General features: G+C 41.8%; 18 protein-coding genes and 2 pseudogenes. 8 read left to right on the forward strand and 12 right to left on the reverse strand.

Going from position 1 to position 16,216, the window contains the following annotated elements:
* Positions 1–16: 16 nt before the first annotated feature.
* The 12 genes and pseudogenes from N8A86_RS17055 to N8A86_RS17110 all read right to left on the reverse strand — a co-directional run bounded on the left by N8A86_RS17055 (position 17) and on the right by N8A86_RS17110 (position 11,448).
* Positions 17–79 carry a hypothetical protein gene (locus N8A86_RS17055; RefSeq protein ID WP_430682207.1) on the reverse strand — a complete coding sequence of 21 codons (63 nt, stop codon included), beginning with the start codon at positions 77–79 and terminating at the stop codon, positions 17–19.
* A 116-nt stretch (positions 80–195) separates the two neighbouring features.
* Positions 196–666 (reverse strand): annotated as a pseudogene (locus tag N8A86_RS17060) (3-keto-disaccharide hydrolase); the annotation flags it as partial.
* Positions 667–832: 166 nt separating this feature from the next.
* A complete protein-coding gene (locus tag N8A86_RS17065) occupies positions 833–2,233 on the reverse strand; it encodes a Gfo/Idh/MocA family protein (protein WP_273566472.1) in 1,401 nt (466 codons plus the stop codon).
* 17 nt (positions 2,234–2,250) lie between these two features.
* On the reverse strand, positions 2,251–3,591 hold the full coding sequence (locus N8A86_RS17070; RefSeq protein WP_273566473.1) for a beta galactosidase jelly roll domain-containing protein: 1,341 nt from the start codon (positions 3,589–3,591) through the stop codon (positions 2,251–2,253).
* Positions 3,592–3,635: 44 nt separating this feature from the next.
* Positions 3,636–4,238 carry a hypothetical protein gene (locus tag N8A86_RS17075; protein WP_273566474.1) on the reverse strand — a complete coding sequence of 201 codons (603 nt, stop codon included), beginning with the start codon at positions 4,236–4,238 and terminating at the stop codon, positions 3,636–3,638.
* A gap of 78 nt (positions 4,239–4,316) precedes the next feature.
* Positions 4,317–4,841 carry a 3-keto-disaccharide hydrolase gene (locus N8A86_RS17080; RefSeq protein ID WP_273566475.1) on the reverse strand — a complete coding sequence of 175 codons (525 nt, stop codon included), beginning with the start codon at positions 4,839–4,841 and terminating at the stop codon, positions 4,317–4,319.
* Positions 4,823–5,113 carry a hypothetical protein gene (locus N8A86_RS17085; protein WP_273566476.1) on the reverse strand — a complete coding sequence of 97 codons (291 nt, stop codon included), beginning with the start codon at positions 5,111–5,113 and terminating at the stop codon, positions 4,823–4,825. Before N8A86_RS17085 ends, N8A86_RS17080 begins: the two co-directional genes overlap by 19 nt.
* 68 nt (positions 5,114–5,181) lie before the next feature.
* Positions 5,182–6,453: an adenylosuccinate synthase gene (locus N8A86_RS17090; protein WP_273566477.1), complete on the reverse strand. Its 1,272-nt coding sequence runs from the start codon at positions 6,451–6,453 to the stop codon at positions 5,182–5,184.
* A gap of 13 nt (positions 6,454–6,466) precedes the next feature.
* Complete coding sequence (locus N8A86_RS17095) at positions 6,467–6,943, reverse strand: Fur family transcriptional regulator (RefSeq protein WP_273566478.1); 477 nt, start codon at positions 6,941–6,943, stop codon at positions 6,467–6,469.
* Positions 6,944–7,102: 159 nt separating this feature from the next.
* Complete coding sequence (locus N8A86_RS17100) at positions 7,103–9,307, reverse strand: RelA/SpoT family protein (protein WP_273566479.1); 2,205 nt, start codon at positions 9,305–9,307, stop codon at positions 7,103–7,105.
* A 44-nt stretch (positions 9,308–9,351) separates the two neighbouring features.
* On the reverse strand, positions 9,352–10,578 hold the full coding sequence (locus tag N8A86_RS17105; RefSeq protein WP_273566480.1) for a M48 family metallopeptidase: 1,227 nt from the start codon (positions 10,576–10,578) through the stop codon (positions 9,352–9,354).
* A gap of 60 nt (positions 10,579–10,638) precedes the next feature.
* On the reverse strand, positions 10,639–11,448 hold the full coding sequence (locus N8A86_RS17110) for a TrmH family RNA methyltransferase (protein WP_273569091.1): 810 nt from the start codon (positions 11,446–11,448) through the stop codon (positions 10,639–10,641).
* A gap of 61 nt (positions 11,449–11,509) precedes the next feature.
* On the opposite strand from N8A86_RS17110, the gene N8A86_RS17115 reads away from it, so the two are divergent.
* The 8 genes and pseudogenes from N8A86_RS17115 (at position 11,510) to N8A86_RS17145 (ending at position 16,216) form a co-directional block, all read left to right on the forward strand.
* Positions 11,510–12,298 carry a DUF6503 family protein gene (locus N8A86_RS17115; RefSeq protein WP_273566481.1) on the forward strand — a complete coding sequence of 263 codons (789 nt, stop codon included), beginning with the start codon at positions 11,510–11,512 and terminating at the stop codon, positions 12,296–12,298.
* Between the two features lie 47 nt (positions 12,299–12,345).
* Positions 12,346–12,588: a MoaD/ThiS family protein gene (locus tag N8A86_RS17120; protein WP_273566482.1), complete on the forward strand. Its 243-nt coding sequence runs from the start codon at positions 12,346–12,348 to the stop codon at positions 12,586–12,588.
* Entirely contained in the window at positions 12,588–13,007 is a 420-nt protein-coding gene (locus tag N8A86_RS17125) for a molybdenum cofactor biosynthesis protein MoaE (RefSeq protein WP_273566483.1), read from the forward strand. Before N8A86_RS17120 ends, N8A86_RS17125 begins: the two co-directional genes overlap by 1 nt.
* A 255-nt stretch (positions 13,008–13,262) precedes the next feature.
* Positions 13,263–13,735: pseudogene (gene moaC, locus N8A86_RS22075) on the forward strand (cyclic pyranopterin monophosphate synthase MoaC).
* The gene (locus N8A86_RS21725; protein ID WP_337251646.1) at positions 13,719–14,024 is read left to right on the forward strand and encodes a molybdenum cofactor guanylyltransferase; all 306 of its coding nucleotides are present in this window, start codon (positions 13,719–13,721) and stop codon (positions 14,022–14,024) included. The pseudogene moaC and the gene N8A86_RS21725 overlap by 17 nt, the downstream one beginning before the upstream one ends.
* Positions 13,994–14,314 carry a hypothetical protein gene (locus N8A86_RS21730; RefSeq protein ID WP_337251647.1) on the forward strand — a complete coding sequence of 107 codons (321 nt, stop codon included), beginning with the start codon at positions 13,994–13,996 and terminating at the stop codon, positions 14,312–14,314. Before N8A86_RS21725 ends, N8A86_RS21730 begins: the two co-directional genes overlap by 31 nt.
* 64 nt (positions 14,315–14,378) lie before the next feature.
* Entirely contained in the window at positions 14,379–15,446 is a 1,068-nt protein-coding gene (locus N8A86_RS17140; protein ID WP_273566484.1) for a HesA/MoeB/ThiF family protein, read from the forward strand.
* Entirely contained in the window at positions 15,437–16,216 is a 780-nt protein-coding gene (locus N8A86_RS17145; RefSeq protein WP_273566485.1) for a sulfite exporter TauE/SafE family protein, read from the forward strand. The genes N8A86_RS17140 and N8A86_RS17145 overlap by 10 nt, the downstream gene beginning before the upstream one ends.

A 16,216-nucleotide genomic window follows, 5' to 3' on the forward strand; every position in this document is an offset into this window, starting at 1 on the left:
TTTCGAGTGCTTTAGTTTAAAGTTTCTTGATCTTTATATTTCTGAACCAGATTGGGCTGGCATGATCTTGCAGGCCGATATAGCCGGTTCTGAACTTGCCATAGTCTTCGGCATTTTTCCATTTGTCGGAATTCTTTTTTCATACCAGGCATCATCCCAGGGCACAAAAGAAAGTAACAATCTTCCATTGAGCCAGTGCTCGACTTTTTCAGGAGTAAATACGATTTTGGAGGAGTTCCATTCTCCAATCGGATTCAAAATCTTATTGTCCGCATTTGCAGGATGCATGGCATAATCCGAACCTGTTTGTTGTAATGGTTTTAATTCTTCCGGTTTATCCGTATAGCCCAGACTCGTATTATAAGCGGTCAGATCGTGCATTTTTGCGTAACCTAAATCATCTATCAATTGATACTCGGGCGACACTTCTGGAGGACTGTCATATCCTTCCTTCAAATGATAAAAAATTCCGCTATTTCCGCCTTCGGGAAGTTTCCATTCCAGATACAGTTCGAAGTTGTCGAATTCCTCGGCGGCGTAAATGATATCTTTTCCTCCTTCGTAGTCTTGTTCAAGCCCCAATTCGGTTTTAAAGGTTAGGGTATTATCTTCGATAACCCATCCCGGAGGCATAGTTTTTCCGTTATAACCGCGCCACCCATCCATACTGGTACCATCGAAAAGATGGACCCAATCATCGGTCTTTGTTTCCGTTGTGGTTTCCGCTACTTCTTCGGACTTCTCTTCTTTTTTTCCGTCTTGCACGAATAGATAAAAAGGATTACCGTTACAATTGAAATATACTTCTTCATTCGTCTTGAAATTTTGATAGTTAACTTATGATATCGAGTGGTTTTGTATTTTTCCAGTTGCCCCTAGTGAAATCGGGGAAAGCTTGAGGCATACCACCGTTCGCCACTGAATGCTCGCTCAACGGACTTACGGCACTCCAATAACAGCCCTCATACACGTTTTGATCTAACGGAAGCCCTTGTTGCAGGCATTCCACGATACGATACATCATGAGTCCGTCCATACCGCCATGACCGCTTCCCTTGGCCGCTTCGTTCAATCTTTTGTAAAGTGGGTGGTCATATTTCTCATAGATCGACGCCAACTGTTCACCTTCGGCCCATTGGTGATGATTTTCGGTAACCCCTTCGATACCGCCTTCCAAAGCTACACGGGTCGGGAAACCGGCTAGTATTCCCTTGGTGCCTTGAATCATGTTATGTCGAGTATAAGGTCTTGGACTGGTCTCATCCCATTGCACCATAATCGTTCGGCCCAAATTTGTTTTGATGATAGAGGTGCTCAAGTCGCCTCCCTTGAAATCGAGTTGGTTCCATTTATGATCTGCCGGATAGGTTTTTTCGGCATATAGCTTTCTACCACGTGCTGGAGTGGAGTAGGATACCAAACTTCCAAAATTATCCTCGGTACGAGCCAAATTCATGTATTGGGCGACCGGCCCAAGACCATGAGTGGGGTAGAGATTACCATTTCTATTGGCGTAGTGATAGGTCCGCCAAGATCCCGTACCGCGTTCTTGCTCCTCCATTTGACCTCGAAGTTCATGAATATAGGCTGCCTCGGCATGTAAAGCTTCTCCGATTACTCCTAATCGACACATATTCAAGTACATCAGCTCTTCGCGCGCGTAGTTCACATTTTCCATCATCATACAATGTTTTCCTGTCGCTTCTGAGGTATCGACGATATCCCACATTTCTTCAATGGTCAGCCCGATAGGGACTTCTACAAAGGCATGCGCACCATTTTTCATGGCCTCGATGACCATGGGTGCATGATTTTTCCAGTTTGTCACTACGAATACTACATCGGGTTTAACTTCCGTGAGCATCGTTTTCCATTTGTCCTCTTCGCCGAAGTAGAGTTTAATATCTTGATGCCTTTTGTCGGCTGCCCCGATTTTTTTTGCTTCTTCGCCCCATTTTTTTGCTAAATCCTCATAGAGGTCACAAACAGCCACAACTTCGGTGCCGGGCAAATCGGCAAAGAATTTTAAATGTCCCGGCCCTCGTGCTCCAACACCTATAAAAGCGGCCCTGACGGTCTCTAATTTCGGAGCGGCGAAATCGCCCATATATTGGTGCATGAACGGCCTTTCGGAATAGCGGCCCGAACTGTTGGCAACCATCGGAGCCATAGATAGGGCGGCACCGGCCAATGTGGTTTTTCTAATAAAATTTCTTCTGTCTAATTTGCTCATTGCTTTGTATTTGATTTTTATTCGGTTGTAAAGGATGATGCCGGAAGTTTATCTGAATTAAACAAACTTCCCTCAAGATAATCTTTCCATCCGTAGCGCACATAATGTGGTTTTTTAATCGAAGGGGAAGAAACTTCAATTTTTCCGTCTACGATTATCGCTGTGGCGGGTAGGAAGTTTTTATCGGCGGCGGCTATTTCAAATCCCTCCAAATCGGAATCATCAGTTGTCAGTCCTTCTCCCAAGTTTTCAAATTCGACCACGATTTTATTTTCCTTGGTGGAATGCGATTTGTACAAAGGCCCGGAAGCCACAATATTCTTACCGTAGTCATTTGCGAGCGCCAATCTGGCAAGTCGGTCACCCACTTCTTGTTTGTTGCCGGGGTGTATGCTTTCTTTCATCCCGATATCTATGGTTATAGCCATTCCTGTTTTGGTAGTCTTTAGACTTTTTCGTTGTGCATCGCGAAGGGCAGGAGATAGTCCTCCACCATATTCAAAGGGAGCGATCTGTACAAAATAGAATGAAAAATCGCTATTCCATCGTTCGCGCCAATCGTCTATCATTCCGGGGAAAAGTTTTAGGTACTGCTCGTGCCTTCCAACATTGCTTTCGCCCTGATACCAAATCGCACCTTGTATGGTATACGGAATCAAGGGATGTATCATACCATTAAAAAGTACCGTCGGCGTATTGGCATCTAAGTTAAAAGATTCAATGCCATCGGGAGGATTGTCCAAGGCATCAGTATTTTTATGGAAGAGTAGAAAATTGAATCCCTGAATACCGGCAATTTGTTTGTACTGCCAGTTCTCATTAATCGGTATGGACTCGCCAGAACTATTGGCTGTGAGCGTCACATTTCCTGAAAATCCACCTCCTCCACCGGTATCGATTACACGTATGGCAATAGTATTTTGGCCTTCGACCAATGACGACTTTGGTATTGTATAAGCTCGTGGTGTGTTCCAACCAAAAGTACTTCCTAGTTTTTTTCCGTTCACAAAAAGAAAATCCATGTCATCGATACCCTCGGAAACGACAAAGGTATAATCGGATGAAATTTCATCGAGGTCGAAAGTCTTACGGAACCAGAATATTCCATCATTACTAGTGGTAGAAAGTTTTTCAACAACGTTCGGCATTTCTGTATTTCCCCACCTCGATGTATCGAAATCCGGTTGGGCGTACCCGTCATCATCAAGTTGCATGGTCTCCCATTCTTCTGGAGATCGGGGAATCGCTTCCGTAGGAAACTTCGAATACCAATCCTTATAGACGGCAATATTCTCCTCTTTAATCGTTTCCAGTTCTTTGTTGAATTCATCCAGGGCGACCAATTTTTTTCTGCTCATCCATGATTCAATGGGCGTGCCTCCCCAAGTACTGGATATGATACCTACCGGAACGCCCAGTTCTTTATGTATTTTTCGGGCAAAAAAATAAGCTGCGGCACTGAACTGACTTGCGGTTTCGGGTGTGGTAACGTTCCATTGTCCGGAGGCTTTTTTTTTGGGGATGGAGCAATCGCCCGGGTAACATCGAAATAGCGAATATTAGGATGATTGGCTGAGGCTACCTCTTGTTTATAGTTATTCACAGGTTCATTGGGAAGAAATCCCTCGAGCGGCATTTCCATATTGGATTGTCCGGAAGCCAACCAGACCTCGCCTACGAGAACATCTTTGAGCACCTTACTTTCATTTGCCGTGCCGATAGTTACTTCAAATGGTCCCCCAGCTTCGGGCGTCTGGAGCCTTACATTCCAATTTCCTTCAGTATCGGATGTGGTGGTAGTCTCTTTGCCCCAACTTCCCGAAACAGTAATATTTTCATTAGGATTTCCAGTTCCCCAAAAAGCCACTTTCTCCTGTTGTTGCAAGACCATATGGTCAGAAAATAATGGGTTTAGGGATAAGCCTTTCCTTTCAGATTCTTGGCAGGACAAGAAAAGTATCGCAAAAAATGGTATTACGAGACTTAGCGCTACGAGTTTTTTCATTGGAAGGCCATTAGCTGTACAATTTAATAAAATAAAAGAAAAGCTTTCCAAGTTTTTATGGAAACTCACGGAAGAAGTCTAGTTTGTTGTGTTTAGGGCCGGCGTTTTGAGTCGCATCAATTCAATATTGCGGAATTCTATGGGGTGGCTCTCGGCTTGTAAAGCAATGTACCCTTCATTCAACATTCGTGGAACCCCTTGATCTAAAAGACTTTTTGAAAAGGGGTCCGTATCATCCAATTGTGGGCGTTCATATTCTAGTACGATTTTCCCGTTTATGCGATGAATGACTTTCTCGTTTTCCCTGACCTCGATTTCAACGGTGACCCATTGATCATTGTGGTAGGTTTCAGATCTTGAATTGGTACAATGCTCTGTAATGAGTTTCCCGCGCATTTCAATATGGGTGCCTGCGGTACATACGTTTCCTGTGGGTCGACCCTCAACACCATTACCGCCCAATAGTTGTGCTTCAACGGCTACAAGTAATTTTTGTTCTTTAGAAATGGTATTTGGGGATTGGGAATGAAACTTAATGCCACTGTTCTTATAGGCCCAGTCGGGCGCTCCGGCAACTTGTTCGCCTACAAAACGATATTCCATCCTAAATTTGTAGTAGGACAATTTTTCATTAAAAAAATATGCCCGAAAGTATCGTTGAACTGGTCATATTCGTCATAGGAAACGATCAATTTTGCATCTACTACTTGAAAGGTATTTTTGTAGTTTTCATTTAGTTCGGCCCCCGTAATTTTTACTTGCCAACCGCTGAGGTCTTTTCCATTAAAAATTTGCTCCCACTTTCCAAATTGTTGTTTTTTTGAAGCGCAGGCCGTCAACACAATAATACTTATGAAGAATGCGATTCTTTTCATAGTGCAACAAAGTGTTCTGTGACCTTAAAACAGCAGCCCTAATGTGCCTCGCAGCAAGATAGATTACTTTACCTATGAATGGTCTGGGTTCTATCGGGTCCCACCGAGACTATTTTGATCGGGACTTCGAGTTCTTTTTCCAAAAAACTGATATAGGCATTTAAAGTTTCAGGTAGCTGGTCAGGAGAGGTCATCTTGGTAAGATCTTGTTTCCATCCTTCCATTTCAGTATAGATTGGCGTAACGTTCTCAGCCTCTATGTTATAAGGTAAATGCGTAATTTTTTCTCCCTTGTAGTTATAGGCTGTACAGACCTTTAATTTTTTGAATCCGCTAAGTACATCGCCCTTCATCATCATCAGCTCGGTGACCCCATTGATTTGAACTGCATATTTTAAAGCAACAAGATCTAGCCAGCCACATCGTCTGGGCCGACCTGTGGTAGCACCGAATTCATTGCCAACACGGCCCATAGTTTCACCGTCTTTATCAAAAAGTTCTGTTGGGAACGGACCGCTACCAACCCTAGTGGTATAGGCCTTGAAGATTCCTTTTACATCCCCAATTTGATTTGGCGCCACTCCCAAACCGGTGCAGGCTCCTGCTGCAGTGGTATTACTTGAGGTAACATAGGGGTAGGTGCCGAAATCGATATCTAACAAAGAGCCTTGTGCGCCTTCCGCCAATATTTTTTTTCCATCTTTTTGAGCCTGATATAAATATTCTTCGCTATCGATAAAGGTCAACTTTTTCAAAGCTTCTACGGCATTGCAAAAATCGGTTTCGAGTTCCTTTAAATTATATTGGATATCAACATTGTAAAAGGCAATCATCGCCTCATGTTTATCGGCCAAAGCACGGTATTTTTCTTTCCAGTTGTCAAGCTCAAGATCACCGACACGCATTCCGTTTCTTCCTGTTTTGTCCATGTAGGTAGGACCAATTCCTTTTAATGTAGAACCTATTTTTGCTTTTCCCTTTGATGCTTCGGAGGCGGCATCCAACAAGCGATGAGTGGGTAGAATAAGGTGGGCCTTTCTAGAAATCAACAATTTCGATTTGAAATCGATGTTGAACTTGTTAAGGTTGTCCAATTCTTTTTTAAAGATAACAGGATCGATGACGACTCCGTTACCCACGATATTCATGGCATTTTTGTGAAATATTCCTGATGGTATGGTGTGCAGTACATGTTTTATTCCATCGAATTCCAACGTGTGGCCGGCATTTGGACCGCCTTGGAAACGAGCTATGATATCATAGTCTTTTGTTAATACATCAACGATTTTTCCTTTTCCCTCGTCACCCCATTGTAGGCCCAACAATAAATCTACTGCCATCTATATTTTCCGGTTAGCTGTTTGTGTTTTCTTTTGTGCCCGCCTTCTCCGCCGGCTGGTTTTTTGTGCCGTAAAAATACAGCGAATGCGTGTTTATTTTGATATCGAAAACCTCTTCGATTGTCTTTTTTATGGATTGGATCCTTGGATCGCAGAACTCCATTACTTCTCCCGTATCGGTAAGGATAACATGGTCATGCTGACGATCAAAATATGACTTTTCGTACTGGGCCTGATTTTTCCCGAATTGATGCTTACGCACCAATTTGCAATCCAATAAAAGTTCGATGGTATTGTACAAAGTTGCACGACTCACCCTATAATTTTTATTCTTCATGTTGATGTAGAGCGACTCTATATCAAAATGTTCATCACTATCATAAATCTCTTGAAGAATAGCATAACGCTCGGGCGTTTTTCTGTGACCATTCTCCTCTAGAAAAGTGGTAAAAACGTTTTTGACTATTTCTTGATTTTTATTGGAAGCCATGCCCTACATTTTCTTCGACAATTCACAAAGGTACAGTTAAATTCTTAGTACTAGAACACCGTTTTATCAACAGAAAGTGAACATGCGCTAAAATGGGCCAACAACTATATACTTTATTCACTGCTATTTATAAATGGATTTTCTGTAATTGGGAATAACCTAAACTCTTGTGACCTTATCGATACCGTTGATCTGTTTTAGATTGGAGATTAACTTTTTGAGGATGCTATTGTTTTTGACCACAACGGTTATTCTGCCCGTGAAGGTTCCTCCATCAGTACTGAAGTTCAGATTACGCATGTTTACATGCATGTTGTCGGAGATTACTTCTGTAATCTCACTAACCAGGCCTAAATTGTCAATTCCTGTCAACTGAATTTCCGATTTAAATTCTTCTTGGGTGGAGTCAATCCACTTGGCACTTATAATACGGTACGCATAGTTGGATTGCAGCGAGATTGCATTCGGACAGTTTTTCTTGTGTACCTTGATGCCATCGTTTACACTGATAAAGCCGAATACTTCATCACCGGGGATAGGGTTACAGCATTGCGAAAGTTTGTAATCCAGTTTTTCTTCTTCCTTCCCAAATACAAGCATATCGTATTTTGAGGTAATCTCGTCCTTATCGATATCTTCCGGTACTGGAGTTCTTCGAATCTTATTTTTAAAGAAACTTATGAACGCATTATTGTACGAGGAAGCGAAATCTTTGATCTTTTGATTGTCGATGGCCCCTATGCCAACACGATAAAAAAGGTCTAAGCTGGTCTTCAGTTTAAAGAAGATTACCATTTTATTGACCACATCTTCGTTAAGGGTAACTTTTTGGGATTTTAATTTTCGTCGCAAAATTTCCTTGCCCTCTTCCGCGGTAGATTTTTTCTCTTCGCGCAACGACGATTTAATTTTTGCCCGAGCCCTTGCGGTATTCGCGTAGTCCAACCAATTCTGATTGGGTTTGGCCTGCTCCGACGTGATGATCTCTACTTGGTCACCACTGTTCAAGGTGGTATTTAACGGCACCAATTTTCCATTTACTTTGGCACCACGGGTGCGCATACCTACTTCGGTATGGATGTTAAAGGCAAAGTCGAGCGGCGTGGCCCCTTTTGGCAACGACTTCAATTCTCCTTTGGGTGTAAAAACAAAGATTTCTTTTGAATAGAGGTTGAGTTTGAATTCTTCTACAAAGTCGACCGCATTGGCGGTGGCGTTCTCCAAGGCTTCCTGCAACCGGTTCAACCACACATCGATACCTTGTTCTTTTTGATCACCATGTTTGTATTTGAAGTGTGCGGCGTATCCTTTCTCCGCTATCTCGTGCATACGTTCGCTTCGAATCTGTACCTCGACCCATCGACCTTTCGGACCCATCACAGTAATATGTAAGGCCTCATAGCCAGTAGATTTTGGAGAAGAAATCCAATCTCGTAAACGAACCGGGTTTGGCGTGAAATGATCCGTTACAATGGAATATATTTTCCAGGCCAAGAACTTTTCATTCTGCGCATCGGAACGATAGATAATGCGAATTGCAAATTTGTCATAAATCTCTTCGAAAGACACGTTCTGTGTGTTCATTTTACGACGCATGGAGTAGATGGATTTCATTCTACCCTTTATGGTGTATTCAAGCTTTTCTTGATCTAGTGATTGCTTAATGATACCTGTGAAGGCATCAATATAAGCTTGCTGTTCTTCTTTAGAACCCTCAATTTTTCGTTTTATATCTTTATAAACATTGGGCTCTGTGTATTTTAGGCTTAAATCTTCAAGTTCTGTCTTGATATTGTACAATCCGATTCTATGGGCCAGGGGAGCATAGATGTATAAGGTCTCGGATGCAATTTGTACCTGCTTGTGCTCGGGCATAGAATCCAGTGTCAGCATGTTGTGGTAACGGTCCGCAATTTTAATAATGATTACACGGACATCATCGTGCAGAGTAAGCAACATTTTTCTGAAATTCTCGGCTTGTTGCGAGATGTTCATGTCCTTTTTCAGGTGTGCTATTTTGGTGAGTCCGTCAACGATTCGCGCTATGGTTTCGCCGAACATTCGCTCGATATCGTCGAGGGTGTATTCGGTATCCTCGACGACGTCATGTAGAAGCGCGGAAGCAATGGAGACTGCATCTAAACCAATTTCAGAGGCAACAATTTTAGCAACGGCAATGGGGTGAAAAATATAAGCTTCCCCAGACTTTCTTCGCTGGTTTTTATGAGCGTCTACTGCAATTTCAAATGCTGCCCGTATCAGTTTCTTGTCATCATCCGACAAGGTCTGATAGCTGATGCGAAGCAATTCTTTATACTGCTTGGCAATTTCCTTATTTTCTTTTTCTAACGTTGCTTGTGTCATGAAATATTAAAAATACATCGATCTTTACTAGCAAGCAACAAAAATTATGCCCGAAGATTCTTGATTCTTTGGATAAGGGGTGGATGTGAATAATGCATGAACACATAAGCAGGATGGGGGGTAAGGTTGCTCAGGCTATTCTTGGAAAGTTTTTTTAAGGAAGTAATCAAAGGTTCGGCCCCAAACGTATTCTTGGCATAATCATCGGCCTGATATTCGAATTTTCGGGAGAGGTAGTTCATGATCAAACCGGTCAATTCCGAAATCGGTCTGTACAGAATGCCAAAACCGATAAGTGCTGCATGAAAACTAGGTCGGGTTACTCCAATGGCCAATGAAATATCAGGATTGTTAATAAATAGAGAAAGAATATACAAGGTCAAACCGGTAGTGACAATCGATGCAACTAAATTGAATAAGATGTGTTTTCGCTTGTAGTGCCCAACTTCATGCGCCAAAACCGCCACAATTTCATCTTCCTCAAGATCGTTGATTAGCGTATCATAAAGGGTCACTCGCTTTTCTTTGCCGAAACCTGAAAAATAAGCATTGGCCTTGGTAGAGCGTTTTGACCCATCGATTACGAAGATATTTTGTAGTTCAAAACCAACTTTTTTGGCGTAGGCTTCGATCTTACTTTTTAAACTTCCGGTTTCCAAAGGGGTCTGTTTGTTGAATAATGGCACAATTAAACGACTGTAGAATAGGTTCATAAAAAGGGTGAAAACAGTAATGATGCCCCAAGCATGGATCCAAAAATTACTACCGGCCACTTTATAGAACACCATGATGGCAGCTAGAATTCCACCGCCCAATATTCCTGACATCAGCCATCCTTTTAACTTGTCGATAAAAAATAGTTTTCGACTTGTTTTATTGAACCCGAACTTTTCTTCGATGACAAAAGTGGAATAATATGAAAACGGAGTGGTAATAATATCGCTACCAATCATGATAATTCCGAAAAATAATAAGGCCATACCTTTGACATTGCCTGTAATCGACCTGACGATATTGTCGATCCACTCGAATCCGCCGAAAATCAAGAATCCCAGAGTCAATACTAGGGAAAATGCCGAGCTCACCAGACCAAACCGATATCGGGTCTTTTTATATGCTTGTGATTTCTGGTATTCTTGTATGTCGAAGACATCGTTGAGTTCTTCTGGTACAGGGTCTGCATAGCGCCTTGCATTGAGGTAATCTAGAAAAGTCTCCAACAAGAATTGGGCTATAAGAATAGCAATAATGATATGGAAAAGAGTGCTCATATCTGGTCTGGTATATGAAGATTGCTGTAGTGCTTGAGTGCCATCTCTGATTACTGAAGGCTACAATCCCCTTTGTCTTTTAGCCTCAAAGATAAGTATTGCAGCCGATACCGATACGTTCATCGAATCAATTTCGCCCTGCATCGGAATAACGATATTTTGATCCGACTGTTCTAGCCATGCTTCGCTGAGTCCGGTGGCTTCAGTGCCTACTACGATAGCCGTAGGGTGTTTAAAATCGGTTTCGATATAGTTTTTCGCTGCGGACAGGGCCGCGCAATAGATCTTGATTTTATGGGCTTTTAAAAAGGCGATGACCTCGGTTGTGCTTCCTGTGGCAATCGTATTTGTAAAGACACAGCCTACGCTCGAACGTATGATATTCGGGTTGTACAAGTCCCCTTTGGGGTTGGCAATGATCACCGCATCCAAGTTCGCGGCATCTGCGGTACGCAGTAAGGCACCTATGTTTCCTGGTTTTTCTGGGGCTTCGGCTACCAAGACCAGTGGATTTTTGTTTGTGAATTTGAGGTTTTCCAGCGTGTGCAGCTTACTTTTTACGATAGCTAAAATACCTTCTGTTGTCTCGCGATATGCCATTTTTTGGTAAACATCCCTGGATACGGAAATAATCTCAGGTCGGGGTTTTGATTCAGGAATTAATGCGAGAATTTCTTCTTTGGAAATGATATCGGAAAAGAAAAGTAATCGGTCAATTTCATAGTTACCTTTCATGGCCAATTGTAACTCGCGCTGCCCTTCCAGAACAAATAAGTCTGACTTTTTCCGTTCCCGTGATTTTTCCCTCAAAGTCAAAACCTTTTTGACCAAAGGATTTTGAAGACTACTGATTTCCTTAATTTCGCGCATCATTACAAAAGTAATTTAATTACAATTGCTCCGACGAATGGGAAAAACTAAAAACGTAACAATGAGATTATTGACTTTAGCCTTTACTATTTTGGCTTTTACGGCTTGTAAGGAAATCAAAAAAGAAGCTATTCAACCTAAAATGGAAGAAGAAACGACTTCAAAGGAGTTTCCTGAAACAATTTTCAAAATTTTTGAAGCGCATGGCGGATTCGATACCTATATCACCAATAGGGTACTTTCTTTTGAAATTCCAAAAGACGATATGACCGAGGCCCATACCATCGATTTGAAGACAAGAAACGAAAAGATAACCATGGGCGATATTGCAATGGGGTATGATGGTTCTGAATTTTGGCTGTTGGATGAGAAAGGTGAATACAAAGGCGATCCGATTTTCTACCATAATTTGATTTTCTATTTTTATAATATGCCTTTTGTCTTGGCCGATGATGGAATACATTATGAAAAGACCGAAAGTCTTGAATTTGAGGGAAAGAACTATCCGGGTATCAAGATAAGTTACGATGCGGGAATTGGCTCATCTTCGAAGGACGAATATTTTATTTATTATAATCCGGAGACATTTCAAATGGAATGGTTAGGGTACACTGTGACCTATCGAAGCAATGAGAAATCAGATAATGTACGATGGATTCGGTATATCGATTGGATGAACGTAGACGGTTTGACCCTACCTAAATCTATCACATGGTACGCGTATGAAGGCAGAACGATCAAGGAAGCGAAGAATACAGTTTCATTTGAAAATGTCATTTTAGCGAAAACAAAAAAATCGGATACTTTTTTCGCCAAGCCCGAAAATGCCAAAGTGGTCACAAAGGAATAGAAAATCCTCTTTTTTTAAGTAAATTGAACTTTCAATTAAAAGAATAGATGGAATTATTGTTATTCGGAATAGCCAAAGATATCGTCGGCGAATCGGTTATTGATTTGTCGGATAAGGATTGCTTGCCCACTTCGGTGGCGGAACTTAAGAAGCTTTTGGCCGCCGCTTATCCCGATTTCTCAAAACTTTCATCCTTGGCCATTGCAGTAAATAGCGAATATGCCGATGATGATGTCGTTTTGGACAAGGATGATGAAATAGCTATAATTCCGCCAGTAAGTGGGGGATAATGGAACATATTGTTGTTGAAATAGTCGATGAAATTGATACTTCCCAAGTGTTCACGGACCTGTCCCATGCACATAGCGGGGGTATTTGCATTTTTGTAGGAACCGTTCGTGAATTCACTCAAAATGAGGAAGTTGTTTCTTTGGAATTCGAGACCTACGAAAAAATGGCACTAAAGGAAATGAATAAGATTGCCTCGGATGCCACAGCGAAATGGAATTTGAACAAAGTGGTCATACGCCATGCGGTAGGTGCGAAACAAGTTGAGGAACCTGTAGTTATTGTAGGTGCTTCTTCCGCCCATCGGGATGCTTGTTTTGAAGCTTGTCGATATCTTATCGATACTTTAAAAGAAACCGTTCCCATTTGGAAAAAAGAAATTTTTAAGAATAAAACAGTTTGGGTTTCGGCGCATCCGTAGGTTTAAGGTACGAGGTACGAGGTACGAAATACGAGGTTCGAAGTGCGAAGTTTAAAAAAAGTAAAAGGTAAAAGCTCCTCCCCTCAGACGAGGGGAGGTGGACCCGCTAGCTGGCGGGGACGGAGGGGTTGAAAACCCAAGCCTTTGCTGGAAAAAACCGAACTTTAGAGTCAATGCCCAAACCCTAAACGAGCCCAGCCAACTAAATAAAAATATTCCCGCCTTCGCGGGAATGACAATAAAATTTCATCTTTAATGACAAAACAACTTTCACACATAGATGAGGCTGGCAAGGCTTCTATGGTTGATGTATCCGACAAAAGCACATCCGTGAGAACGGCTAGGGCGTCGGGGAAAGTACTTTTCCTTCGGATGTTTTTGACCAACTTGCAGCGGATGATTTCCTTGGAAAAAAAGGAAGTATCATTCAAACGGCAATTATCGCAGGAATCCAAGCCGTTAAAAAAACGGCTGAATTGATTCCTTTGTGCCATCAATTGAACCTATCTAAAATACAATTGCATATTGAACCAAGTGATAAAGCATTACAAATCTCGTGCAGCGTTAAATGCAACGAACGGACCGGAGTCGAAATGGAAGCTTTGACAGGGGTATCCGTCGCAGCTCTGACCATCTACGATATGTGCAAGGCCTTGAGTCATGACATTACGATTTCAGAAATACAATTACAACAAAAAACAGGAGGGAAGAATGACTTCAACCGCTAAAATCTACGGACTGGTGCTCTCCGGAGGAAAAAGCTCTCGTATGGGTACGGATAAGGGTTTGATTGACTATCATGGAGCCCCCCAACGTGAATATTTGTATGATTTGCTGAGTCAGGTTTGCGAACGAACGTTCATCAGCTTGCGCGAAGAGCAAGAATCTGAATTACCGGCAAGAATGCAAACCATTATTGATTTAAACGAATTCAAAGGACCATACAATGGACTTTTATCGGCCCATAAAAAATTCCCTGATGTAGCATGGTTGGTCTTGGCCTGCGACCTTCCCTAATGGAATTGGAAGCATTAAAAGAATTGATCGCGGCCCGAAATCCTGATCGCGAAGCAACCGCATTTGCCTTAGAAGAAAACCCACTACCGGAACCTCTTTGTGCCATTTGGGAGCCGCAAGCATTACAAAATTCAATTAAGTATTTAGAAAGGGGCAATGGTACTTGTCCGAGAAAATACTTGATCAATCATGATACGGAGTTGGTTTTTCCAAGTAATGAAAATGTATTATTGAACGCAAATTCTGAAGAAGAGTATAAAGAGGCTTTGAAGAAGTTGGCGGAGGTATGATAGTGTTTTTTTGGCTTCCCTCGTAAGACCTGACGGAAGAACTTAAAAAAGTAAAGATTAGAATTTGAACAAAAACCGCTACAATAGACAAACAATCCTAAAAGGCTTCGGCCCTGAAGGGCAGCAAAAACTAGCCAATTCCAAAGTTTTGGTCATCGGAGCAGGAGGTTTGGGCGTACCTGTTTTGATCTATCTTAATGCAATGGGCATTGGCAAAATAGGAGTGACGGACAATGATGTGGTTTCATTAACCAATCTACACCGTCAGGTTTTATATTCCGAAGCGGAGGTTGGGCAACCGAAAGTTTCAGTAGCTATCGAAAAATTAAAAGCCCAAAATTCAGATACCGAACTCGTCGGTTATGAGACTTTTTTATCCGTAGAGAATGCATTAGAAATTCTTATGGGTTATGATGTCGTGGTAGATACTTCTGATAATTTTCCGACACGCTATTTGGTAAATGATGCTTGTGTAATCTTGAACAAACCTTTTGTGTATGGTGCTTTGCACGGCTATGAAGGTCAGGTAAGTGTGTTTAATTTTCAAGGAGGACCCACGTATAGGTGTCTTTTTCCAACGATGCCAAAGGAAGATGAAGTACCCAATTGCAATGAACATGGAGTGCTAGGGATAATTCCGGGAATCATCGGAAACTTCCAAGCACTGGAGACCATAAAAGTCCTTACGGGAATAGGGGAAGTACTTTCGGGAAAATTGTTGTTATTCAATGGACTTAACCAATCACAACAGAAAATAAAATTCAAGCTACAAGCTGAAAACTTAGAAATCAAAAAGCTCCAAGATTTTTACGAATGGAACGACCCCTGTGAAATTGTCCCGACTATTGAAGCAGAAAATATTCAAAAACTACTAGTAGCAAATGCCCAGATTGTTGATGTTCGTACAGATGAAGAATTTAGGAATTATCATCTACCCGAATCGATTCATATTCCTTTAAACGAATTGGAGAACAATACTGAAAAGATCAATTTTTCGATTCCCGTCTACTTAGTATGTCAATCAGGTAAGCGAAGCGAAACAGCTTTGAGACTACTGCAAAAAAAATACCCCAAGAGTTCGCTTTTTAGTATTTTAGGTGGTCTAAACCAGTATTTGGCTACATGCTCCTGACCCTACCCGAACTCTTGTTATTAATGCTTGGCTTTTTTGTGATTGCCACACTTTATTCTTCTGTGGGTTTTGGAGGCGGGTCTAGTTATTTGGCTTTATTGACTTTGGTTTTTGCCAGTTTTTTTGCGATTCGAAGTACGGCTTTGATTTGCAACCTAGTAGTGGTTTCGGGGAGTAGTTATCTGTACTTTAAAAACGGCCATCTTGATTTCAAAAAGTTCCTGCCTTTCATTGTAACCAGTATTCCGTTGGCTTTTATTGGAGCCTCTTTTCGATTGAAGGAAAATGTTTTTTTTATCATACTAGGGGCTGCATTGATCATTTCGGCATTGGCCCTGATTTATCAAACTTTTGCAAAAAAAAACTGGGACGAAGTAAGTGCTGACTATCCTCCCTATATGACCTATTTCTTAGGAGGCGCCGTCGGTCTGCTCTCTGGACTCGTAGGTATTGGAGGTGGTATTTTTCTCGCCCCGATTCTCAATCACATGCGATGGGATAAATCGGTTAAGATTGCAGCATTGGCGAGTTTCTTTATTTTGGTCAATTCCGCTTCGAGTATTGGCGGATATCTCAGCAATGGAACTTTTGAACTCCCCTGGCGCGAAGCCATTGGTTTGGTGATTGCAGTTTTTATAGGTGGTCAATTGGGTATTCGTATCAGCCTAAGCAAGTTCACGGGGAAAAGTATTAAAGTGATTACTGCGATATTGGTATTGTTTGTGGGGATTCGGGTTTTGGTGGTTAATGGACTATCAATTGAGTTTTAA

The sequence above is a fragment of the Maribacter halichondriae genome (assembly GCF_027474825.1).
Lineage (GTDB): Bacteria > Bacteroidota > Bacteroidia > Flavobacteriales > Flavobacteriaceae > Meishania > Meishania halichondriae.